The following is a 21224-nucleotide window of genomic DNA, read 5'->3' as shown; positions in this document are numbered from 1 at the left end:
GAGTTAAATCAAGTCCAAGACATCGGCAAAGGTTTTAATTCGCGCTTTAGGTGCGGCTTCCGTCAACTCTTGATCAGAACCATAACCGTATTCCACCACAATGGTTTCAATGCCGTTGCGACGTGCACCCAAAATGTCATGCTCACGATCGCCAACCATCAGACATTCTTCTGCTTTTAACTGCTCTTTTTCTAAAATATAAGCAATCAAATCTCCCTTATTGGTGCGCTCACCGTTCAGTTCACTGCCATAGGGATGCACAAAGTATTGCAGTAAATTGAAATGCTCTAAGATTTGACGGGCATAGACTTCTGGTTTTGCTGTCGCCAAATATAAGTGATAGCCCTGCTCGGTCAGTTTTTTTAAGGTCGGTTCAACATCGGCAAATAAATGGTTTTCATATAAACCTTTCACCGCAAAACGCTCACGATAGCCCAATAAAGCTTGCTCTGCCAAAACATCGTCCACTGCAACATTTAAGAGTTTTGCCAAAGACGCTTTTAGTGGTGGCCCAATAATCCAGTCAATGTTTAGATCTTCAGCAATGGGATGTCCGACTTTGTTTAAGCCATAACGCGCACTGGTGGTAATGCCAACTTTTGGATCTGTTAATGTTCCATCTAAATCTAGCAAAATATGTTTAATCACAGCTGATCCTTCTTGGGCTTTAAATAAAATACTATCGAGAGTTCTGCTAAAGTTGCCTATACTATCGCAAATTTTCGCAACAAGGATATTTCTGTGCGCGCAACCGTACTGTGCTTTTCTGGTTTAGACCCTTCAGGTGGTGCTGGTTTACAGGCCGATATCGAAGCGATTGGTCAAAGTGGTGCGCATGCAGCCATTGCGTGTACAGCACTCACTGTTCAAAACTCGCAACAAGTGTTTGGCTTTGAAGCGACGTCAAAAGAATTGCTGTTAGCTCAGGCGCACGCTGTTGTCGGTGATTTACCGATTAAAGCCGTAAAATCTGGCATGTTAGGCACCACAGATAATATTGCAGCACTGGCTGAGTTTCTACGTGAACATCCTGAGTACAAGTATGTGCTAGACCCTGTTTTAGTGGCGAACAGTGGAGGTTCACTGGGTGATCAAGCAACCTTGGTCAAAGCCTTTGTTGAGCTGATCCCATTAGCGGACATTATTACCCCAAATACAGTTGAATTACGGGCGTTAACAGGTCTCGATGACTTAGATGCCGCAACACAAAAACTGTTTGAAATGGGTGCCAAAGCGGTACTGGTCAAAGGTGGTCATGAAGACACACCTGACTATATTCGTAATGCCCTGTTTGTGAATGGCAAGCTCCTTTCTGAAACTCGCTGCCCGCGTTTAGCTGGCGAATATCACGGTTCAGGTTGTTCGCTGGCAAGTTTTATTGCTGGTCGTTTGGCGCAAGGTGACAGTGTTAAAGTTGCAGTACATCATGCCGAAACATGGCTCTTTGGCGTATTAAAACAGGCAGAAACACCTGTTGAAGGCGGTCAAAAAATTCCAAAGCGTTTTTAAGTTAGAAAAAAACTGCAAAGGTAAAAGCCAGTCCATGAAGAAATGGACTGGCTTTTTTTTTAAAATTCTAGATTTTAGTTTTCGGCACAAAATGAATGAGTCACCTTTGGAATGGAGTATTTAACCATCTTGATGGCGTTGTTTTAAATGTGCCACATGCTCACGGTTGGTTTTCCATGACTTTTCTAACACTTCTTTTTCAATCCGAAGCTGAATCCGTTTCAGTTTCATCGCTGGAATCACCACTGTGTCAAAGGTCTTAATATAATCGACCCATGCTTTACCTTTAAATACCGTACTGGGCATCGCAGTTTTAAACTCGCATTCAGGCATGAACACCACAGCAGAATGGATATAATCTACATCGACAATATCTTGCAACACACTTTGCAGCACTTTGACGTGTTTATAATTTTGATGCAGCGGATTTTGAAATTTAAAACTCTTTTTATAAATTTTCTGCGTCCACATCTTTTGACGTTCACCACCAAAAATCCAGCCCTTATAGTTTTTGGTTTCAATCACAAAAACACCAAAGGGACTCAATAGAATATGGTCTATTTGAGTTGTCCCTCCCTGCTCATCAGGCAAAGTCACATCGTTAATTAAAATATAACGCTCATCCAAATATAATTTCACATGCGCTTGAACTGCGAACTCACCGAATTTTCCTTTCAGATAAGGCTTAAACGCTTTTAAAAGGCCGATCCCGAACAAGATCAGTAGCATCCACCACAGTTCTGAAAACACATTCCCCACAATTTGACTCATCATATTATTCATCGTTATTTGAGTTAGAGACACGATTCTTTAAAAGAATACAGATTAAAACATAAGGTACTGATTTTTAAATTATTAAACTAAAATACGAGCGTAAAAACTCCGAAACACATGCTTAATTCGCATTTTTCTCAAGTTTCAATAAAATATCTTTATTGTCCAAACCGCCTGCAAAGCCGACCAATTTTCCATTCGCCCCCACAACCCGATGACACGGCGCAATGATTGAAATTGGATTTTTGCCATTAGCCGCACCCACTGCACGAACGGCTTTGACATTACCAATCTGTAGCGCAATATCTTTATAGCTTCGGGTTTCACCAAAAGGAATTTGCAATAAAGCCTGCCAAACTTGCTTCTGAAAATCTGTCCCCGCAAAATCCAAAGGCAAATCAAAACTTTGACGTTTTGCCGCAAAATACTCGCTCAACTGTTTCTCTGTTTCCAACAAAATCGGATGCTGATTGTGTTCGACCAGCTCAGCTAAACGTACCCGTTTGGGATTTTCATTTTCCCACAATACGGCAACCAAGGCTTGATCATGTGCCACCAGTCTCAGTACCCCGACAGGAGATGGCATATATTTAAAAAATAAGCGCATGGTTCACCACAAAAATTGTCTATGTATGCAACATTATGACGATGAAAGTTTCATCAATACAAGCCCAGAAATGATTAAAACCGCTGCGAGCATCCGCATGGCATTGGCAGGTTCACCCAAAATCAAAATACCAACCAAAAATGAACCAATCGCGCCAATCCCTGTCCAAACGGTATAGGCAGTGCCCAAAGGTAAGGTCTTCATGGCATAAGACAGCAGCGCAAAACTGGCCACCATAAATACGAGGGTTAAAATACTCGGCGTCAGTTTGGTAAAACCATCCGATACTTTTATTGCATAAGCCCAAACCACTTCGAGCATACCTGCAACTATTAAAATCACCCATGCCATACGCAACACACCTTTTATTCCGAGCAGAAACAACAAAGCTTCAAACGAAGGATCGCTTGAAGCTCTACATATTTGAATGAATTTAGCTTGATGAGAGTTTCATCAAAATCAGGCCCGATACAATCAGCACCGCAGCAAACATCCGCATAGCAGTTGCTGGCTCACCTAAAATAAAAATCCCCACCAAGAAAGATCCAATCGCACCAATCCCAGTCCAAATGGTATACGCGGTTCCTAGCGGCAATGTTCGCATTGCATAGGCCAGTAAACCAAAACTTAAAATCATGAACACAATGGTAATGATGCTGGGTGTGAGTTTGCTAAACCCTTCGGACAGTTTCATTGAATATGCCCAAACGATTTCAAACAGACCCGCAAAGATAAGAAAAACCCAAGCCATGCTACTGACTCCTCTTCACTAGAGTCAGGCCGTCCTGACGAATTTTCTCAATATGAGGGAGGTCGTTCATCCTAAATATGCCTCAAATTATAGCAAAGAGCGCACCAAAATGAATTATTTTCATACTTAGAAATCATTAAAGCGCAAAAAAGAGTGATCCGAACCAGCAGATCACTCTTTCAGCACAACATTGGTGCAATCTCAAATATTTACTTTAAACCTAAACGTCCGACTTAAAACTTAAAGCGAATACCCATTCCATACTGCCAACCTTTCTCTTCGTCACTTTCAGCCTGCCAAGCCGTCGCTTCATTGCCTTTGCTATATTCATAGGCAATGTCCACATAAGGCATGACTTTTTTGCTGATTTCATAACGCGTCTCAAGACCGACAGCTGCATTACTAAGGCCTGATTTTTTGGCATATTTAGAGTCATCACTGAAAATAATATTCATATCTAAATAAGGCTTGAAAATCAGCTTTTGGGTCAGTAACAAGTCCCGCTCGGTTTCTAAACTAAACGCAGTATAGTTGTCTGCACCAGCATATATGTAGGCATCAGTTTCAAAGAAATACGGCGCTAAACCATGTAAGCCAAGCACCCCATCCACGTTTTCTTCCGTATCCCATCCATGCTGTTCGCGCTCCACTTTTTCAGCTCGATAACGTGCACCCGCCTGTACATCCCAAAAGTCTGAGATCATACGGCTATACAGCACTTTGGCATCATACTCAGCCTTATGCGCTTCCTGCTTATCCGCATGTACTTTGATAAACAACTTATTTTCATCTGTCCCGATACGGGTTTCAAACTCAGACTTTAAACCACCATCGCCTTCTTCATTCAGCAACCATTTGTTATCGACAGTGGTGACCGCATAAATTTGCGCACCGTGCTCTTTGCGGTGATCATGCGTATGTGCCGTTGAATCATGATTCATCTGCTGTACATGTTGTGCGCTAGTCTGTGGAACAGCTTGAGTTGGAGTGGTCATCGCCTGATGCTGTGCATGTTGTGACATCACGGACTCAGTTGTCATGGACATATTTTCATTTGCTTCAGCAGGCATATCATGCCCTTCATGTGCCATAGCCGCAGCACTCATCAACACGAAAGAACTGCTCACTATGCTTTTTGAAAAAAGATTAATGGTGCGCATGATGATCTCCTTTCTGAACCTTCGACTGCTTGCTTGGTTGAGTTTGAGCTTGCTTCTCCGATGAAGACTGACCAACCGCATTTTTCTGTTTCAGCATCTGCGCATGTTCATCGGCACTATGCTGATGATGCTCATGTGGCATTTCTTTGGACTGATCTTGGCTTGTAGATTTGTCTTTTTGTTTTTCATGCTGTGCATGAGATTCGGCAGCCATAGCTAACGAACTCAATAAGACACTAACAACTAGGGCAAAACCTGAAAAAAGATTAGTGATGCGCATGTTCATCTCCTTTTGGCTCAGCTTGAGCTGCTGTTTTTTGCCCTTGAATTGGCGTGGTGGACACTTGAGCGTCACTGACATTGGCCACAATCAGTTTATTCATCATGCCTGAGCTCATGTGGTAAAGCAGATGACAGTGAATGGCCCATTCGCCTAACTCATCAGCAGTTAGTAAAGCAGTCACTGTTTTGCCCGGTGGCACAATCAACGTGTGCTTATTCGGCATATCAACGGCGGCTTGCCCATTTTCCAGTTGCATAAACATACCGTGCAAATGCATCGGATGCGCCATCATGCTGTCATTGATAAATTTGATCCGAATACGCTCGCCGTACTTCACTTTCAACGGTTCAGCGTCGCTAAATTTTTTCCCATTGATGGTCCACAAATAGCGTTCCATAGTTCCACCCAAACGAATCACTAACTCGCTCGTCGCCTTACGGGTATCTTTTTGAGGTGCTAAGGATTTCAGATCGCTATATTGCAATGCCTTATCACCTTTAGGCGTAGAGGCATTCGCCCAACCATAAACTGGTGTAACAGCTTTCTGTACCGAACTTGCTGTCGTATTCTGTTGCGCATGACCCATCTGTGTATGATCCATCTCAGACATGGTCTCATGATTCATCTTTGAATGATCCATACCAGCCATCGCCGCATGATTCATCTTCGAATGATCCATTTCAGGCATCGCTTCAGGGTTCATTTTGGAGTGATCCATTGCAGGCATCGCTTCATGACTCATCTTTGAGTGATCCATACCTGAATGTTCTGAGCCGTGTCCCATATCTTCCATGGTCAACAATGAGCGTGGACGTGGCGCAGGCATATGTATACTCTGTGCCATTGGAGTCAACTCATTGTGTAAAGTTCCAATGGCGTAGCCTGAACGGTCAATCGACTCTGCTTCAATTTGATAATGCCCTGCTTTCGGTTCCACAATCACATCATAAGTTTCAGCAGTTCCAATCCGAAACTCATCCACCGGAACGGGTTTAACAGGCTGACCATCTGCACTGACCACGGTCATTTTTAAGTGAGGAATACGGATATCAAAAAATGACATGGCTGAAGCATTGATAAAACGCAACCGAACCTTCTCATTCGGCTTAAACATACCTGTCCAGTTCTGCTCAGGCGTTTTACCATTGATCAGAAAGGTATAACCCGTGACATCTGACAGATCCGTTTTTAGCATGCGCATTTGGTTCCACATGGAACGGTCTTGCCACGCGGCTTTTAAGCCATCACGTTGCACTTGCTTCCACACATCACCAACGGTTTCACGTTGGTTTTGATAATACTCAGCAGAGATTTTTAAGTTTTTCTGAATTTGCTCGCTGGTCTGCTCATGGAAGTCCGATAGCATCACCACATAATCACGCTCGGCTTTTTCATGCTGAGCTAAAGGCTTTTTGTCTTTGGGATAAATAACCAATGCGCCATACAGCCCATCTTGTTCCTGTCCTTTAGAATGCGCATGGTACCAATAGGTGCCACTTTGACGCACTTTGAACTTATAGACAAATTCGCTCTTCGGCTGAATACCATTAAACCCGTTAAAACCTGGCACACCATCCATTAGCCCGGGCAAAAGCAAACCATGCCAGTGGATCGATGAATCCTGTTTTTTTAAGTTGTTTTTAACCCGAATGACCGCATCATCGCCCTCCTCAAATTCAAGCAAGGGAGCTGGAAACTGTCCGTTGACACTAATCCGCTTGAGCGACTTGCCGGTTAAATTGACGGGACTTTCATCAATCACCAATTGGTATTCTTTGACTGCGGCAAAGCTCCAAGAAGATGACATCAGACATGCCCCAAGGATGAGGCTTTGTTTAAATTGAATAGACATGACTAAATCCTAATAATTTTAAAAATAAAGTTTTAAAAATCAGGATTAGGCTTTGGGAGGACGTAGAATTTCTTGCCAATAGCCCACTAGATGTTGAGCTTGATAACGAAAATGGGGGGATGATTGTACTAAAGCGGCTTCAAGCTGAACCACTGCAAGCGGTTCAACGTCTAAAAGCGTCAGCGTCGTTTGGCAGTGATACTGTGCACACTCCTGACACTGAACTTGCTTATTTTGCAGCATATCCAAGGCATGACAATTGCTCTTCGCTGTTATGTCGGTCTGAGCTATATGCATTTGATGTCCAGAGACTGGACTCGATGATTTCGTTTGATGACAGTCGAGCATGCTTTGCCTGCCTGTTGCATGCGCAGAACTTTGCTCACTGGTTGCAGCCTGCATACTCAGCTGCATCATTTGATACATCGGCGCTGCCGAAGCTTGGGCAATACCACTCCACCCCATTACCAAGGTAATGAGTAAGACAAACCAAGAATGTGTCTTGAGCAATGAACGCACAATCAATCCTATTTAGTCAGTGAAGAATGATATTTCAACGCAACAAAACGCTCTGTGCATGTAAATGCCTGACCTTTTGTTGCTGATCCCAATCAACAGGATAAGCAAAGAATGGCTTATACACAAGATTATAAATTTAAATTCAATTACTGCGACAGTTTAGCCACTACGCACACTTAAACAATAAAGTTATTTTTTAAACAGCGCTATTTTTAAGTACAGATGAATAAAGCATCAGTAACAATCAGGCTTTCACACCATAAAAAAGGACTCAAATGAGTCCTTTTTATACATTTAACATCTAAATACTAAACCATTGCTGTGTAAACGTTTGAATATTAATCAAGTTATCCATATCGTTATCAACATAGATATCCACCAGTTTATCCATAAAGTTATCCACAGTCTGTATAGCATTTATACCTATGAGCTTAAACCTTTACCGCACCCACTTTTGCAAGCTCTGCACGCATATCATCAATCACAGCTTTATAATCTGGCTTTCCAAAAATAGCTGAACCAGCAACAAACATATCTGCACCCGCTTCTGCAATCTCGCGAATATTTGCAGGCGACACGCCGCCATCCACTTCTAAACGAATATCACGCCCTGAAGCATCAATAATTTTGCGTGCTTCACGCAGTTTGTCTAAAGTCATCGGAATAAATTTTTGACCGCCAAAACCTGGGTTCACACTCATCAACAAAATTTGATCGACTTTATCCAGCACATAATCTAAATAATGTAACGGCGTTGCTGGGTTAAAGACCAAACCTGCTTTTGCACCGCCTGATTTAATCAACTGTAAAGAACGGTCGATATGGTCAGAGGCTTCTGGATGAAAAGTAATAATGTCCGCACCTGCTTCTAGGAAGTCACCAATCATGCGATCGACAGGTTTGACCATCAAGTGCACATCAATTGGGGCTTTGATGCCGTAGTTCTTGAGTGCCTTACAAATACCCGCACCAAAAGTCAGGTTTGGCACATAGTGGTTATCCATCACATCGAAGTGAACCACGTCTGCACCTGCTGCAAGTACATGTTCAACGTCTTCACCTAAACGGGCAAAGTCAGCAGAGAGAATAGATGGTGCAATTAAATAAGGCTTGGACATGCGTGTACCTGGCTTATACAAAAGGGAATAAAAGCATTATAGCAAATTCAGCTTTTGAACTGGGACTTGTGAAAAAAGAAAGCGTTAAGCTTTCTAAATTTGCAACGTAGCGTTGCAACATTCAACTTTTCATTTGACTTTAAACTGCTATGGTAAGAGATCAATCGACGAGGTAAATATGAAAAGTACTGCGGATATTGTCACGACAGATGCGGCTCGAATTGCAAAACGACTGGTGAATCATTGGAAACATAAGTTTGAAATCGAACAAGAACCCAGTAGTTTTACCATTATCATGCCTGAAGCACAGGTCCTTTTAAGTCCTCAAGCCGAACATTTACATGTCAGCATTGAGGCGAGTGAAGAAAAATTGAGTCACTTAGAACACGTGGTCTTAGACCACCTGATCCGTATGGGACAAACGCCACTCACGGCAACATGGACACAAGTTTAAGTCAGCGGCTGAATTGAATTAGTTTGATAACCGTTGCTGTTGGTTAAATTGGCGAATAGCCGCAATACGCTCTTGGGTCGCAGGGTGACTTTGGAAAAATGAACCAATGCCACCGTCCTCCTCTTCTTCGGACTTCCCTTGCGGCTGCTTTTCTTCCTCTTCGGCACGTGCATCATCTTCCATACGCGCTAAAAAGTTTGCCAAATGTAAGCTGGAGATATGGTTTTTATCCAGCACTTGCATGGCATACAAGTCCGCATCACTTTCAAAATTGCGTGAATAACTGGCACCAACCAAAGCCACAGGCAAAGTTGTAAATAAGGCCGAACTGTCCCCCGTCACCGCAATCAATAGCACACTAAAACCTAAACTCGATAAGGCTTGCTGTAAGCTATGCCGCTCGACCAAGTGCCCTTGCTCATGTGCTAAAACCCCAATAATTTCATGATCATCTTTGGCTAAATTAACCAGTTCATCGGTCAGAATAATGGTGTTGTTTGGCAGCGCTAAAGCATTCGTTCCAATTTGTCCACCTGCACGAAACAGTACTTTGGCAGGTTGCCCATTGGCAACAAGGTCTTGATAGCTTTGTATGATTTGTTTTTGACGTGCAAGAGGGATAGTCGAAGGTCCCGTCAGCTTAAACACTTGTTCTTGCGCTTCATCGCCGAGTTTATAGATGGTATCGGCAGGTAGTTGCATCGCGACATAATGTGCTGCGCTTGGAATACCCCATCTTAAAATGGCGAAGATAAAAGCGGCAACAAACACCACACTAAACAAGATGAGACTTGGTGAACGCTCTAATTTCCAAATCGAATGCTGCACATGCTTTTTGTTCAGCTCAAACCAGTCAGGCAATGCTTGTGGAAATTCAATCCTTGCATCATCTTTCAACTCAATCACAGGTTGAATCTGTCCCAATGCCCCAATCAACTGCATATCTGCATAGTAATAACGACGCTGCTGTTGGTTATAACAGATCAAGACCGTTTCGCTATCAATCGGTGCAATCGTGGCTGGATAAGGCTTAGAAATCTGCCCATCATAAAAGGTGATGTTTTGTTCCTGCATTTAAGCCTCGTTACAGCGAAATATCGATGTCAAAAATATCACTCAGCTCTTCAGCTATCGCATTCGGGTCATCTTGAGCCAAATTGTACATATGATCTGGATCATTTTTTAGGGTTAAAGTTAATGACTCAATTTGATACTGATATAAACGTACCGCAGCCCATGCCGATAACAAACCGAGCGAGAGGATTTTTAAAATCCAGTTGGTCATCACGATCCATGCATAATGCATCTGACCACAGTCCGTTTGGAAAGGGCTACGCCCCAACGTGGCTTTATTCCATGTGGTAATAAAAATACGAGCCATCATCAGCGGCCAAATCATAAAAGCAGCAATCATATAAATTACCGCCACAATAACCCCAAACTGTGTTGGAGAACTGCTCCCCACTTGAAGGGTGAAGGCAACGAATAAGCCTAAAACAAAGACGATTCCAATAAACAAAAACACCGGGACATACATGGCACGCATATAGTCAGGCCAATCGGCATGTAGCTCAAAACGTAATTGCCCGAGTTGTAAATTATCCAGCGTGTATTTTTTAAAATACCAAAATAGCACAGGGAAAAAGATCCCAAGGGTAAAGATGTAAATCAAAATGCCTTTCAGCGCCAAGATATAGGCTTCTTTGGTCGTGCCTGTAAAATAAAAGCGGCTATTACCAAATTTACTGTTCCGCGCTCGGAAACGAATGGTTGAACGCACCAACCACGGAACCAATAAAAAGATGATGAGGAAACCAATTAAAGAAGCTTGCCAAGATACTTGAGCCAAAGCTGAAGCGCCAAAGTACACGCCCAAAGCAATAATTCGACCAATCAGGATGCGTGTAGGTACACCCGTAAAATCAAACTTGCGGCGATAAAACACCGTGTTGCCATAAAAATAGCGTAAGCGTCTAACCTTCGCCCAAGGCGCATATAAACTGAAGGTAACAATGGTCAATAAGATATTCACAATCCAAATGCCAAAGTACTCTCGGGCATTACCACGGAATTGGAAACGAAAGGTCTGTCCCAAATAGGCGTTTGGCTCATCCGTGGGAACGGCTGGTGGAGGTGGCCAGCTTGCTTCAAAAGAAGCCTCTACAGGTGGCAAAGATGCCTCTGAATTTTGCATGTATACCCTATCTATTATTTTACTGTTTTATTTTTTAAGAACAAAAAATCAATCACCCAACCATGTTAATGCCAGTGCTGGATGATTTCCAGTCAAAAATTAAGAATAAATATGACAAATCAAGATTTAAGATTCGAGCTGTACGGCATGAAACTGCAGGTGATCATCAATAAAACTTTGAATAAAGTAATAACCATGGTCATAGCCTGCATGTTCGCGAAGCGTCAGTGGCTGGCCCGCAGCCTGACAGGCTTGCTGAAATAATGCAGGATTGAGCTGGCTATAAAACTGATCACTCAAACCCTGATCAATTAAAATATCGGCAAAATGAGCTGTTTTTGTTTGCACCAAAGCGGTTGCATCGTGTTTCAACCACTCAGCTTGATCTGAACCTAAATAGTTTGAAAACGCTTTTTCGCCCCAAGGACATTGGCTTGGTGCGCAAATCGGAGCAAATGCAGACACAGACTTAAATTTCTCAGGATATTTCAAGGCCAAGGTTAAAGCACCATGCCCGCCCATGCTGTGCCCGAAAATCCCAATACGCTCTGCTTGTACAGCAAATTGCTGAATCACTAAATCATACAACTCTTCAGCGACATAGCTTTCCATCTGGAAATGCTCGGCCCACGGCGCTTGAGTGGCATTAATATAAAAACCTGCCCCTTGCCCAATATCCCAATGATCACCTTGCGCAACCTGTTCACCGCGAGGTGAAGTATCAGGTGTTACCAAAATCAGACCTAGCTGAGCTGCTAAACGTTGTGCGTGCGCTTTAATAGCAAAGGTTTCTTCGGTACAGGTTAAACCTGCCAAATAAAATAATGTTGGACACGCTTGCCCTGCTAACGCTTGAGCGGGTAAATAAATACCAAACTTGCTCTCGCCTTGAAGGTTGATGGAATTAAATCGATAAATACGCTGTTCACCATCAAAACTACGGTTAGATTGTACTAATTCCATCAGGGTTCCTTTTTAGATCCAAATTAAGGGGTTGCAACAGCTTTAGGTGGAAACAAGCGCTGTTCAAGTTGTGGAAGCATCAGCTCCATATTTTTACCCATCGACCACTGCGGTTCAGAGGGCTCAAAGCCTTGTGCTGTTTCCCATTGGCTTACAGTTTTTTGTGCTTGGCTAAAAGCAGTTTCTATACTGTTTTGTTCACGCATTGCTTGATCAAAAAACGCCCGACCAAAATAAGTATAATCGGCTTCATTGGTACACCCAAAAGACTGGCGGTCTGCCGCCGAAGCGGTAATGATCAAAGTATTGTCATTTTGCAGTGCTGGTACAAAACTCCCAGAGAAACACGATGAAATAACAATCACACGCCAGCGAATACCCGATGCATCTAAGGTTTCACGTAACCATTTCGGGTCGACCTGAGTTAAGTCTAAAGGTGCATTTTCCATTTCGAACTGGTTCGGTAAACCATGCGAGGTCATATATAAAAATAACACATCACTTTCACGGTTCATCTGCTGTCCCATACGACGCAGCGCCATTTCAATACTGTGTTTAGAGGCAATCGGAATTTCTGTTCGTGTAGCAGGGTTATTTACCAACATCATCGAACGGCCCAACGTACCAAAACGCGTATCGAACTGTTCTTTTATTCGCTCGACTTCCGAACGGAATACATCTTGATAGCTCGCTCCCGCCACACCAAGGAAATACCAATGTGACTGGGCAAATTCGCCATATTGCACAGACTCAAGTGCTTTATTGAGTAAGCGACTTTGTGCATAGAAAGCATCTTCTGCAAAGGTTGGTGGTGTTTCTTCTACTTTCCAAATCGGCTGACTGGTCACTGACATTTGCCAAACCACAAGGGTAAACAGCGTGGCCAAGACAATCAGGGCTCGCTCCCACCAAGGCCATTTCAGTTCACGTGAAAACACCCACACCACAGCCAAACTCTGCCAAACAAACAGTACCATGAACACATTCGGCAGGTAGTCGTAGAAGAAATACGGCAGGACATCCATCATGCCTAAATATTGGATAAAACTTTGTAATAACGCGATATGCGTATCCAACACCAACCAGAGCAGTGCTGGTACCAACATCAAACGCGGATTATTCACCCGTTGAGACAGAAAAATCCCGACAATCAGGGCAATGAAAGGCCAAAGTGCGTAACTGACCAAACCTTGTGGGTTAAAGTCACCGATCTCTCCTGCGCTCAACCAGCTAAATAAAGTATTGGCTGAGCCACCTAAAATCCCCCAGAAGATGAGCTGCATAATCGAAGGATGGACAATTTGCAAAGAGCGTCGTGAACCTAGAAACAACCACATCCCCGCAGTTTGGTTGCTTTTAAAATCATGCCAAAAGTTGATGGAGGGTTTGAAGTCGATCATAAGATTCTAATTAAATTGTGACTTGCGTAGGGACACACTAAGTTTATGCTTGATCAGCATTTTATCAATGATGTTTTTAACTATATAACAAATCTTTGCATACTTTTGAAGCAATCTTCCACTTCAGTCTAAGCGTTCATGCTGAAAATAGGCATCAAAACGGCATGCATCACCCAGCCACTGATGAGTGGTTTCTTGATTTGCCAAAAATACGGCCAAGCGAGGACGTTTGACCACCACCCGTTTTGCCACTTTTTGCGCTAAGCCAAGCAGATGATCACCCAAATCCATTTCGCCATCTTCAGGCAGTAACATATGTAAAAGCTGCATTTGCTTTTTCACTTGCGCCTGTTTTTTCACCGCTTGCTGATTTTGATCCCGTTGTGGAAACATCGGATCTAGATAAACCACATCGACCGTATTGCCCTGCTCTGCTTGTTGCTGCAAATACTGTGCGGAATCTGAAAAAACCAAGTCAATTCGAGTCACCACGGGGTTTAAAAATGCATCCTGCAAAGCCTGTTCCTTACTTGACTCTAACAAGGTGAATAAAATGGGATGGCGTTCGACCAAAGTGACATTGGCGCCCAAATATGCCATGAGCAGTGAGTCATGCCCAAGCCCTGCTGTTGCATCAATGAGCTTAGGTTTTTCAGTCAAATGGCAAGCACGAGCAATCATTTCAGATTTTAACGACGCACGCTTTAAACGTGGAACTTCAGCTTTCCAATCCGGCTGCATTTTCATGCCATTGGCACAAAGCCAAAGCCCTTCCGCATCGGCGCACAAACCCAGTTCAGGATGAAAACGGAAGAAACGTGCATTTAACTTTTCGGCAACTTCGATGCTGACCTCGACACCACGAGAAAAAAGCACAGCAACATAGTGCTGTGCTTTTTCTAAATGCTCTTGTTCCACATATAAGCGCATTGGGCTTACCATAACTTCCAACCCGTAAAGGCAAACAATAGAATCACTAAGCCCGAAGCGATGCGATACCATGCAAAAATCATGAAATCACGCTTCGCCACATAAGCAACTAAAGCACGAATCAGCAGTAAAGCTGAGACAAAAGAAACAATAATACCTGTTGCCAACACGATCCAATCTTGTTGTCCATCAAACACATGCGCACTTTGGTACAAATCTAACAGACCCGCACCAATAATTACTGGAATACCCAAGAAGAATGAAAACTCAGTGGCTGCTTTGCGCGATACACCTAAAAACATCGCACCAATAATGGTTGCCCCTGAACGTGATGTCCCTGGAATTAAAGACAGCACTTGAATCAGACCAATCCAAATCGCATCTTTGATACTCAGGTCTTCAACTTCATGCACGCGCTCTTGTGGTGGATGCTTTTCAATCCAAATAATAATCAAGCCACCTACAATCAAGCCGATTGCAATGGCAATATCATTAAATAAAAGCTCTTTCACCGTTTGACCAAATGTCAGACCAATCAGCACAATAGGAATCGACGCTAAAATTAGCCCAATCCCAAGACGGCGACCTTGGGGTTCACCACTAAAAATCCCCGTTGCTGCTCCCCACAAACGTGCCCAATATTCATAAATGACGGCTGCAATTGCCCCCATTTGAATGGCGATCACAAAGACATCACTTTTTTCTTTGGTCCAGAAATTCATGAGTTCTGAAGCTAAAATTAAATGTCCAGTACTCGAAATGGGTAAGAATTCAGTAATACCTTCAACAATACCCATAATTGCCGCTTTGAGCAGCAGTAAAAGATCCATAAAAAACCCTAATTATGCTTTGCCCTGTTCCGGGATTTTTTTCCAAGCGTTATCACGTAAATAGACTGGAAGTGCAAGTTCAGCACTCACCCAGTGTTGTTGCTGTGCATTCTTGCGCGCAATTGTGGCAATATCTTGCGCGGTTGCACTTAAATCTTTGTATTGTATTTGTGATGGCTCAATTAAGGTTGCGCCTGAACCAACTAAAATAAACGGTGTACATTCAGTAGCCGCGGCATAGCTTAAAAGCTGCTCTTCATCAACTGCTTGCATGATGCCATCTGCATCTAATTGAAAACTTGCAATATAGACTTCACTCATACGAGCGTCTAAAACTGCGGTGACTGTGGTTAGATCATGCACGCGATGTGCGGCTTGTGCGAGCGCTTGTAAGGTTGAGACAGGAACCACAGGCAAATCATTCGACCATGCCAAAGCTTGAGTCACAGCAGCATTAATACGAACACCGCTAAAAGAACCAGGACCTCGACTAAAAGCGATACAAGACAAATCTTCTGTCTTAATATCCAACTGTAAAAACCCTTGTTCAATCATTGGGAGAATCGTTTGCGTTTGTGCTTTTGCGCGCGTATCCAATTGGAAAAAAAGTTCTTGATTTTCATCTACAATAGAGACGGAACACTGCTCATTTGCAGATTCCAATGCCAGCACTTTCATGCACAACCTTAATGATTTAATCTATAAAAACGTGGCTATGATACTCCACTCAAAAGCACTAGGCGAGATGTTCTCAGAACAGAGCTAAAAAAGCCTAGAAAAATCTAGGCTGAATGGGAAAAAATAAGCTTATAACTGTGCCGGCTCTAAATCGATAAATTGTTTAAAGTGTTCTGCATAATGCAGTGCACTCATTTTCAAACGAGCCTCAGCCGTTTCATCCAAAGTTTTAACCACTTTACCCGGTGAGCCCATGACTAGAGAATTATCTGGAATGACTTTGCCTTCCGGAATCAGCGCATTCGCACCAATAATACAATTTTTCCCAATCACAGCATTGTTTAAAACGACAGCATTAATCCCAATCAGACTATTATCCCCCACTGTGCAACCATGCAACATGGCTTGATGCCCAATCGTGACATAATTGCCAATATTCATTTCAATCCCAGCGTCGGTATGTAAAACCGCATTTTCCTGAATATTGGTAAAGTCTCCTAAACGAATTTTGCAATTGTCTGCACGTACGACCGCCCCAAACCAAATACTAACCTGCTGCCCCAATTCGACTTGACCGATCACTGTGGCATTTTCCGCAACCCAACCATTCCATGGTTGATGCATTGCTTGTGGGGAATGACCTTTAAATTTGTACAACATATTTTTTCCTTAAAATACTCAACTTACTTGGGGAACCGAAAAGTCGGGGAATTGACTAAAAATGGCCACTCTTTATGGTAGCCCAAACCATATTGAAATAATGCAACCAACATCCGTGCTGTCAGCCCCCAAACAATTTCATTTTCCACCCGCATACTCGGAAAATAGAGAGATTGATGGGCAAAACGAACTTCATAAGGCACCGCAGGCACTTCCATCAGCTGTTTGAGTGATGCAAAGAAAATACGATCAATTTCTGTCGGCTGGGCAACCAATTCGACTTCAGGCGGAATCAGCCCGACCACAGGTTTGACTAGCATGCCATTACGGGCCTTTTGCATCGGCAAATCACCGAGCAGCTGTACATCAAAAGGATTCAGCGCAGTCTCTTCATAAGCTTCACGCAAGGCAACCACGATATTACTGGTATCTTGCGGATCTCTTTTTCCACCAGGAAAAGACACTTCACCAGCATGATTGGATAGGTAAACAGAGCGGCGGGTCAGTAAAACTTTGGGATCGGCTTCATTGGTGATCGCGATTAACACAGCTGCATCTGCCGATTTAATTTTGTTTGAAAACCGTAACTGTTGCTGCAGTATGCGTGTTAATGAATGTTCATCCATTGAACGTCGTCCCCATCATTCTTTTTTTCATCATAGCTGAATTTGATACTGAAAAAAGAGAAATGATGCCAAAATTTAATTTTTAAGTTATGCTGAGTCTGAACTTTATCATTGATGATGAATATGGACTTTTGCAGCAATTGCGGACAAAAAACAACAGAACAAATCCCTCTTGGCGACCATCAATTGCGTCGTGTTTGCACCTCTTGTAGTTCTATTCATTATGTGAACCCTAAAGTGATTTGTGGCGCACTCGCACTTTGGGAAAATAAAGTATTGTTATGCCGCCGTGCTATTGAACCGCGTTATGGGCTATGGACTTTACCAGCAGGTTACATGGAGCTGTTTGAAACTATGGAACAAGGTGCTGCACGAGAAACCCGTGAAGAAGCGGAAGCAGAAGTTGAAATCGAACAGCTATATTGCATGTACAATATTCCGCGTATTGGTCAAATTTATGTGCTCTTCAAAGCGAACTTAGTGGATGGAAAATTTGGTGCTGGCGAAGAAAGCATTGAATGTCGTTTATTTGAAGAAGATGAAATTCCTTGGTCAGAACTGGCTTTCCCAAGTGTCGAACATACCTTACGTCACTATTTTGCTGACCGTAAAAGTAATCAATTTAATCTTCATCTCGAAACCCTAGGTACACGCTTAGACCATACAGGTTAATGTTGCCTAATATCAAAAAAAGCCCATCGATGATGGGCTTTTTTTGTGTTTACAACGATATTATTTTGCTAACACCTTATAGCATTCAGCAATTTCAATTGAAACCTCACCCTCACGGAAGTCTGCGGCTGCTTGATTGGCGATGCTATTTTTTTCATAATAGTTATTCAAATACGCCTTATAGATATTGGTCCACTTTACCCCCGCACCAGAAAAATCACTAAGAGAAATATAAGCACTTTCATTTACATTGGCAGACAATAAATTACCAAGATTAACGCGCGCCCCACCAATTACTGTAGAGGTTTGTTTTCCTTCACTATTTACATCACTCACAATATTGGTATTTGCGCCAATAACTGCACCATCAATTTTATCAAAGATAGGATTTGCCAAGAGGATACGGAAGGTTACCGCTTTATTTGAAGTATCTGTCGCACCCAGTGTCCCAATTCGGTACTGTACTTGATTGTTATCTGTCGTTAAGGTTTCACCCGTTGTTAGTAGCGGTGTACATGCCGTCGTTTTATTACTAGCGGACTGCATATCAGTACGAATATCTCCCGACTCATCAATTGCAATGCCTAAAGCCACGCTATCACTAGAGTTTTTTCCATTAAAAATTAAGTTGGCATACAGTGGGAAAATATACTTCTGCCCAGACGCTACATTACTCTTAGACTTAAATACATCATTATCTAAATAGCCAATTGGAAAAATTTTAAAGGCATCAAATGAACCTTTGAAGGTATCTGTGCCATAATTTTGCTGCCATAAACCATAGGATGATGGGCTAGCATTTGGATCCTTGGTTAATTGCTTATAAAATTTTTCCGTCCCTGCAATTAGATAGTCATTAAACAGCTTGCCTTGGGTAATGGTGAAATCATCCGAATTTGGATCTGTCAGATTAAACTTAAATGGTTGCTGAATACTTTTAGTTAAGGGGTTAATCCAAGACGTTTGTGCTAAAGCATTCATTTTGGCAGGTTCAATATTTTTCAGTAAATCGACCGTCACACTGGTTGCCAAATCACTGCCTAATTGTTCTTTTAATGGTCCACGCCACTGTACACCTGAACCAAAGGTATAACCTTGTCGATCCGTTAAAATAATAAAGCTTCCAATTAAATGGCGAAGATTAGCAGGACTAGTCTTACAGTCTGTAGCATTACAACCATATAAGCCTTGCGGTAAACCAATCCCTGTCTTGTCCGATAGAGCATTTGCAAAAATCGGGAAGTCAGCTTGGTAGGTGGCAGAGTTATTCATAAGCACCAATGTTTGGACCACTTTAAAAGCATCCTCATTGCTGATTTGGCTGACATCAATCCATGGTCGGATTTTATCGACATACGCTCCCGAAGCATAATCTTCAGCACTAATTGATGCCAAGAGAAGTGATAAGTCTGCTTTTTTAGAGGCTAAAATACCAAAAGGTTGTACATCACCAACCACACCCGCGCCACGCTCTAGACCTAAAGCTTGAAAAATTTTCGCCAAAGCCATCGCAATTTTTACGGTCTTATCGTTTGGACTCAAACTGGTTGCAGCCGTTCCACCATTTAGCCCTTTTGCCATATCTAAAATACTAAGGCGTGGCAGTGAGGCTGAAACCGTACTCACATTGCCAATTTCAGACAAAGGAACTGTACCGAGTTCGACTTGTTTATCCGAACTTCCAGTCAACAAGAAGTGAATTTTGTCCCCTTCAGAGCATCGGCCTGTTGCCGCATTGGTTTTCGGCTCCATCAGAGTCATATACGTATTATCGGGGTCGCTACTACAGACAAAGTTAATTCCATCAACAGGGTAATCTAAGGCAAACTCAACACAGTTTTTATCTTTCAGCAAACAGCTTCCGTTGACAGAATTCACTTGATTCGGCTCTGGATTCACATTGGCACTTTCTCCACCACAACCAGCTAAGGCAACAACCAATGTCGACAAGGTAAATGGCCATAAAATTTGTTTTTTCATTTTCATACTCTATTTATTTTTAGCGAATTGCGATTAATTTTAACTGACCGTGATTGGTTAGAACTTTATGTTCGACATCTACAGCGGAAGAAAGTGGTGTTAACAATAAATAATGACTTTGCTCAGGTACATGTAAAATACCTGCGATCATTTCATGCGATAGCATGGAGGGTGAGTTTTCATCATTTTTAAACCCTCCTACCCCTTCAAGCACACAAGCATTCTGGTCTAAGAACACAGCAAAAGGCCAATAAAATGTGGGATCATTTTTTGTAGATGCATACGAATTTAATTGAATATTTTGAATATTGCTGTCCACTTTGATGATTTCAAATTCAAAATTTTCTTTTATCGGCTTTTTCGGCCAAACATTAATATCGTGATTGGCTTGTAAGCTTTTTGCTTTTTTCAGCTTTTTATCCTTAAAACAAGTTTGTCCTAAGCTAGCGATCGTGTCTTGTTGTGACATTCTGTAATAAGTCGATGCTAAGGCAATCGGTGCTAAATTGTCTTTTTGCTTTTGTTTAAACATAGCGTTAAGGACAGATTTACTCACTCCTTTTTCTCGCTCAATGACCTGAAAGCGAGTCGCTCCAGTTTTATGATCAATCACCCCTTCAGGCATGGTATAAAAACGGCGTTTGCCTTCTAAGTTAAATTCACGGTCTTCTAAATATTCATTGCGAACGTAATCAGTTCCATCCATTTGATTAAACATGCTTGAGGATGCAGTTGATTTCTCTGCACTTACCGAATCCGTATGAGTTATGCTTTGAGGCGTTGATGCAGGCTTAATGGTTTGAGTACTACTCACTGGGGCTTGCGGGATCTGCTGAGTGGTTTCAATCACTTTTTGTTGAACCAGTACCTTGGTTTCAGTTTTGCTTAATGGACGCTCAGCCTGAATCACTGTAGAAGAAGTGACTTGCTTCTCAGCAGAAAGTTTCTTTTTTGGCGCAGGCTTTGTATCTGGTAAATGAGCCTTCATTTCGGTTATTGGCTGTATCGGCTGTGGTGCAAATTCCTGAGCGGGCATTAGTACTGGTACTCTGACCTCAGAGACTTCACGCGTTTCCTTTTCTTCCTGCTTACGACCCTGTTTCACTTGCTTATCTGGGGACTCACTGGCTTTGCCTTGTACCACCATCGGTCTACCATCTGGACCAATAATCGTAAAAAACTCTCCCGCAAAACTTGCACTCGAAATCCAACCCAATAAGCATAGTGATGAGGGCAATAAAATCCTTTTTATTGTATTCAATGT

The 21224-nt window shown here is 42.5% G+C and carries 24 protein-coding genes; 3 read left to right on the top strand and 21 right to left on the bottom strand.

Annotated features, from left to right (window positions below; all coding sequences use genetic code 11):
• Positions 1–3: 3 nt before the first annotated feature.
• Entirely contained in the window at positions 4–648 is a 645-nt protein-coding gene (locus AC4MC0_RS03155; RefSeq protein WP_078389947.1) for an HAD-IA family hydrolase, read from the bottom strand.
• A 93-nt stretch (positions 649–741) separates the two neighbouring features.
• Here AC4MC0_RS03155 and AC4MC0_RS03150 point away from each other — a divergent pair, with 93 nt between their 5' ends.
• Positions 742–1509 carry a hydroxymethylpyrimidine/phosphomethylpyrimidine kinase gene (locus AC4MC0_RS03150; protein ID WP_335999733.1) on the top strand — a complete coding sequence of 256 codons (768 nt, stop codon included), beginning with the start codon at positions 742–744 and terminating at the stop codon, positions 1507–1509.
• 120 nt (positions 1510–1629) lie between these two features.
• Here AC4MC0_RS03150 and AC4MC0_RS03145 read toward each other — a convergent pair whose 3' ends face one another.
• The 9 genes from AC4MC0_RS03145 to rpe all read right to left on the bottom strand — a co-directional run bounded on the left by AC4MC0_RS03145 (position 1630) and on the right by rpe (position 8573).
• Positions 1630–2283, bottom strand: a complete 654-nt coding sequence (locus AC4MC0_RS03145; RefSeq protein WP_279663908.1) for a nuclease-related domain-containing protein — start codon at positions 2281–2283, stop codon at positions 1630–1632.
• Between the two features lie 121 nt (positions 2284–2404).
• Positions 2405–2890, bottom strand: coding sequence for a methylated-DNA--[protein]-cysteine S-methyltransferase (locus AC4MC0_RS03140; RefSeq protein WP_078389950.1), 486 nt, complete (start codon positions 2888–2890; stop codon positions 2405–2407).
• Positions 2891–2923: 33 nt separating this feature from the next.
• Positions 2924–3241 (bottom strand): quaternary ammonium compound efflux SMR transporter SugE, encoded by a 318-nt coding sequence (gene sugE / locus AC4MC0_RS03135; RefSeq protein ID WP_078389951.1) that lies wholly within the window; start codon positions 3239–3241, stop codon positions 2924–2926.
• An 82-nt stretch (positions 3242–3323) separates the two neighbouring features.
• Positions 3324–3641 carry a quaternary ammonium compound efflux SMR transporter SugE gene (sugE, locus tag AC4MC0_RS03130; protein WP_005400191.1) on the bottom strand — a complete coding sequence of 106 codons (318 nt, stop codon included), beginning with the start codon at positions 3639–3641 and terminating at the stop codon, positions 3324–3326.
• 233 nt (positions 3642–3874) lie between these two features.
• Complete coding sequence (locus AC4MC0_RS03125) at positions 3875–4801, bottom strand: copper resistance protein B (RefSeq protein WP_335999725.1); 927 nt, start codon at positions 4799–4801, stop codon at positions 3875–3877.
• Positions 4788–5081: a hypothetical protein gene (locus AC4MC0_RS03120; RefSeq protein WP_335999724.1), complete on the bottom strand. Its 294-nt coding sequence runs from the start codon at positions 5079–5081 to the stop codon at positions 4788–4790. The genes AC4MC0_RS03125 and AC4MC0_RS03120 overlap by 14 nt, the downstream gene beginning before the upstream one ends.
• The gene (locus AC4MC0_RS03115; protein WP_335999721.1) at positions 5068–6936 is read right to left on the bottom strand and encodes a copper resistance system multicopper oxidase; all 1869 of its coding nucleotides are present in this window, start codon (positions 6934–6936) and stop codon (positions 5068–5070) included. Before AC4MC0_RS03115 ends, AC4MC0_RS03120 begins: the two co-directional genes overlap by 14 nt.
• Positions 6937–6981: 45 nt before the next feature.
• Positions 6982–7455, bottom strand: a complete 474-nt coding sequence (locus AC4MC0_RS03110; protein ID WP_078426262.1) for a hypothetical protein — start codon at positions 7453–7455, stop codon at positions 6982–6984.
• A 431-nt stretch (positions 7456–7886) separates the two neighbouring features.
• Complete coding sequence (rpe, locus tag AC4MC0_RS03105) at positions 7887–8573, bottom strand: ribulose-phosphate 3-epimerase (RefSeq protein ID WP_004694978.1); 687 nt, start codon at positions 8571–8573, stop codon at positions 7887–7889.
• A gap of 178 nt (positions 8574–8751) precedes the next feature.
• Here rpe and AC4MC0_RS03100 point away from each other — a divergent pair, with 178 nt between their 5' ends.
• The gene (locus tag AC4MC0_RS03100) at positions 8752–9027 is read left to right on the top strand and encodes a DUF2218 domain-containing protein (protein ID WP_335999718.1); all 276 of its coding nucleotides are present in this window, start codon (positions 8752–8754) and stop codon (positions 9025–9027) included.
• 18 nt (positions 9028–9045) lie between these two features.
• On the opposite strand, the gene AC4MC0_RS03095 is transcribed toward AC4MC0_RS03100, so the two are convergent.
• The 9 genes from AC4MC0_RS03095 to AC4MC0_RS03055 form a co-directional block, all read right to left on the bottom strand.
• Entirely contained in the window at positions 9046–10101 is a 1056-nt protein-coding gene (locus tag AC4MC0_RS03095; protein WP_335999716.1) for a M48 family metallopeptidase, read from the bottom strand.
• A gap of 10 nt (positions 10102–10111) precedes the next feature.
• The gene (locus AC4MC0_RS03090) at positions 10112–11221 is read right to left on the bottom strand and encodes a YjgN family protein (RefSeq protein ID WP_335999715.1); all 1110 of its coding nucleotides are present in this window, start codon (positions 11219–11221) and stop codon (positions 10112–10114) included.
• Positions 11222–11347: 126 nt separating this feature from the next.
• Positions 11348–12184 (bottom strand): S-formylglutathione hydrolase, encoded by an 837-nt coding sequence (fghA, locus tag AC4MC0_RS03085; RefSeq protein ID WP_335999713.1) that lies wholly within the window; start codon positions 12182–12184, stop codon positions 11348–11350.
• A 23-nt stretch (positions 12185–12207) separates the two neighbouring features.
• Positions 12208–13584, bottom strand: coding sequence for a C13 family peptidase (locus AC4MC0_RS03080; protein ID WP_279676936.1), 1377 nt, complete (start codon positions 13582–13584; stop codon positions 12208–12210).
• A gap of 123 nt (positions 13585–13707) precedes the next feature.
• Positions 13708–14526 carry a class I SAM-dependent methyltransferase gene (locus AC4MC0_RS03075; protein ID WP_418655272.1) on the bottom strand — a complete coding sequence of 273 codons (819 nt, stop codon included), beginning with the start codon at positions 14524–14526 and terminating at the stop codon, positions 13708–13710.
• A complete protein-coding gene (locus AC4MC0_RS03070; RefSeq protein WP_335999707.1) occupies positions 14520–15344 on the bottom strand; it encodes an undecaprenyl-diphosphate phosphatase in 825 nt (274 codons plus the stop codon). Before AC4MC0_RS03070 ends, AC4MC0_RS03075 begins: the two co-directional genes overlap by 7 nt.
• A 12-nt stretch (positions 15345–15356) precedes the next feature.
• Complete coding sequence (gene tsaB, locus AC4MC0_RS03065) at positions 15357–16022, bottom strand: tRNA (adenosine(37)-N6)-threonylcarbamoyltransferase complex dimerization subunit type 1 TsaB (protein ID WP_335999705.1); 666 nt, start codon at positions 16020–16022, stop codon at positions 15357–15359.
• Positions 16023–16151: 129 nt separating this feature from the next.
• The gene (locus AC4MC0_RS03060) at positions 16152–16682 is read right to left on the bottom strand and encodes a gamma carbonic anhydrase family protein (protein WP_335999703.1); all 531 of its coding nucleotides are present in this window, start codon (positions 16680–16682) and stop codon (positions 16152–16154) included.
• A 23-nt stretch (positions 16683–16705) separates the two neighbouring features.
• On the bottom strand, positions 16706–17308 hold the full coding sequence (locus AC4MC0_RS03055) for an NUDIX hydrolase (protein WP_335999700.1): 603 nt from the start codon (positions 17306–17308) through the stop codon (positions 16706–16708).
• Positions 17309–17431: 123 nt separating this feature from the next.
• Here AC4MC0_RS03055 and AC4MC0_RS03050 point away from each other — a divergent pair, with 123 nt between their 5' ends.
• A complete protein-coding gene (locus tag AC4MC0_RS03050; protein ID WP_010325974.1) occupies positions 17432–17980 on the top strand; it encodes an NUDIX hydrolase in 549 nt (182 codons plus the stop codon).
• Between the two features lie 60 nt (positions 17981–18040).
• Here the strand turns inward: AC4MC0_RS03050 and filF are convergent, their stop codons facing one another.
• Both filF and filE read right to left on the bottom strand, forming a co-directional pair.
• Complete coding sequence (gene filF / locus AC4MC0_RS03045; RefSeq protein WP_335999698.1) at positions 18041–19960, bottom strand: putative pilus system protein FilF; 1920 nt, start codon at positions 19958–19960, stop codon at positions 18041–18043.
• Positions 19961–19979: 19 nt separating this feature from the next.
• Entirely contained in the window at positions 19980–21197 is a 1218-nt protein-coding gene (gene filE, locus AC4MC0_RS03040) for a putative pilus assembly protein FilE (RefSeq protein WP_335999696.1), read from the bottom strand.
• Positions 21198–21224: the final 27 nt, after the last annotated feature.

Source organism: Acinetobacter sp. CAU_H_S139_7, from assembly GCF_058599305.1.
This window is presented reverse-complemented; position numbering and strand designations above follow the sequence as displayed.

Bases quoted from the DNA above. Each gene is read 5' to 3' on its own strand.
- AC4MC0_RS03120 (WP_335999724.1), bottom strand. From the start codon at position 5,081: ATGCGCATCACTAATCTTTTTTCAGGTTTTGCCCTAGTTGTTAGTGTC.
- AC4MC0_RS03075 (WP_418655272.1), bottom strand. From the start codon at position 14,526: ATGGTAAGCCCAATGCGCTTATATGTGGAACAAGAGCATTTAGAAAAA.
- AC4MC0_RS03060 (WP_335999703.1), bottom strand. From the start codon at position 16,682: ATGTTGTACAAATTTAAAGGTCATTCCCCACAAGCAATGCATCAACCA.
- AC4MC0_RS03125 (WP_335999725.1), bottom strand. From the start codon at position 4,801: ATGCGCACCATTAATCTTTTTTCAAAAAGCATAGTGAGCAGTTCTTTC.
- AC4MC0_RS03115 (WP_335999721.1), bottom strand. From the start codon at position 6,936: ATGTCTATTCAATTTAAACAAAGCCTCATCCTTGGGGCATGTCTGATG.
- sugE (WP_078389951.1), bottom strand. From the start codon at position 3,241: ATGGCATGGGTGATTTTAATAGTTGCAGGTATGCTCGAAGTGGTTTGG.
- AC4MC0_RS03140 (WP_078389950.1), bottom strand. From the start codon at position 2,890: ATGCGCTTATTTTTTAAATATATGCCATCTCCTGTCGGGGTACTGAGA.
- AC4MC0_RS03055 (WP_335999700.1), bottom strand. From the start codon at position 17,308: ATGGATGAACATTCATTAACACGCATACTGCAGCAACAGTTACGGTTT.
- AC4MC0_RS03080 (WP_279676936.1), bottom strand. From the start codon at position 13,584: ATGATCGACTTCAAACCCTCCATCAACTTTTGGCATGATTTTAAAAGC.
- AC4MC0_RS03145 (WP_279663908.1), bottom strand. From the start codon at position 2,283: ATGATGAGTCAAATTGTGGGGAATGTGTTTTCAGAACTGTGGTGGATG.
- tsaB (WP_335999705.1), bottom strand. From the start codon at position 16,022: ATGAAAGTGCTGGCATTGGAATCTGCAAATGAGCAGTGTTCCGTCTCT.
- fghA (WP_335999713.1), bottom strand. From the start codon at position 12,184: ATGGAATTAGTACAATCTAACCGTAGTTTTGATGGTGAACAGCGTATT.
- AC4MC0_RS03070 (WP_335999707.1), bottom strand. From the start codon at position 15,344: ATGGATCTTTTACTGCTGCTCAAAGCGGCAATTATGGGTATTGTTGAA.
- AC4MC0_RS03050 (WP_010325974.1), top strand. From the start codon at position 17,432: ATGGACTTTTGCAGCAATTGCGGACAAAAAACAACAGAACAAATCCCT.
- filF (WP_335999698.1), bottom strand. From the start codon at position 19,960: ATGAAAAAACAAATTTTATGGCCATTTACCTTGTCGACATTGGTTGTT.
- rpe (WP_004694978.1), bottom strand. From the start codon at position 8,573: ATGTCCAAGCCTTATTTAATTGCACCATCTATTCTCTCTGCTGACTTT.
- AC4MC0_RS03100 (WP_335999718.1), top strand. From the start codon at position 8,752: ATGAAAAGTACTGCGGATATTGTCACGACAGATGCGGCTCGAATTGCA.
- sugE (WP_005400191.1), bottom strand. From the start codon at position 3,641: ATGGCTTGGGTTTTTCTTATCTTTGCGGGTCTGTTTGAAATCGTTTGG.
- AC4MC0_RS03095 (WP_335999716.1), bottom strand. From the start codon at position 10,101: ATGCAGGAACAAAACATCACCTTTTATGATGGGCAGATTTCTAAGCCT.
- AC4MC0_RS03090 (WP_335999715.1), bottom strand. From the start codon at position 11,221: ATGCAAAATTCAGAGGCATCTTTGCCACCTGTAGAGGCTTCTTTTGAA.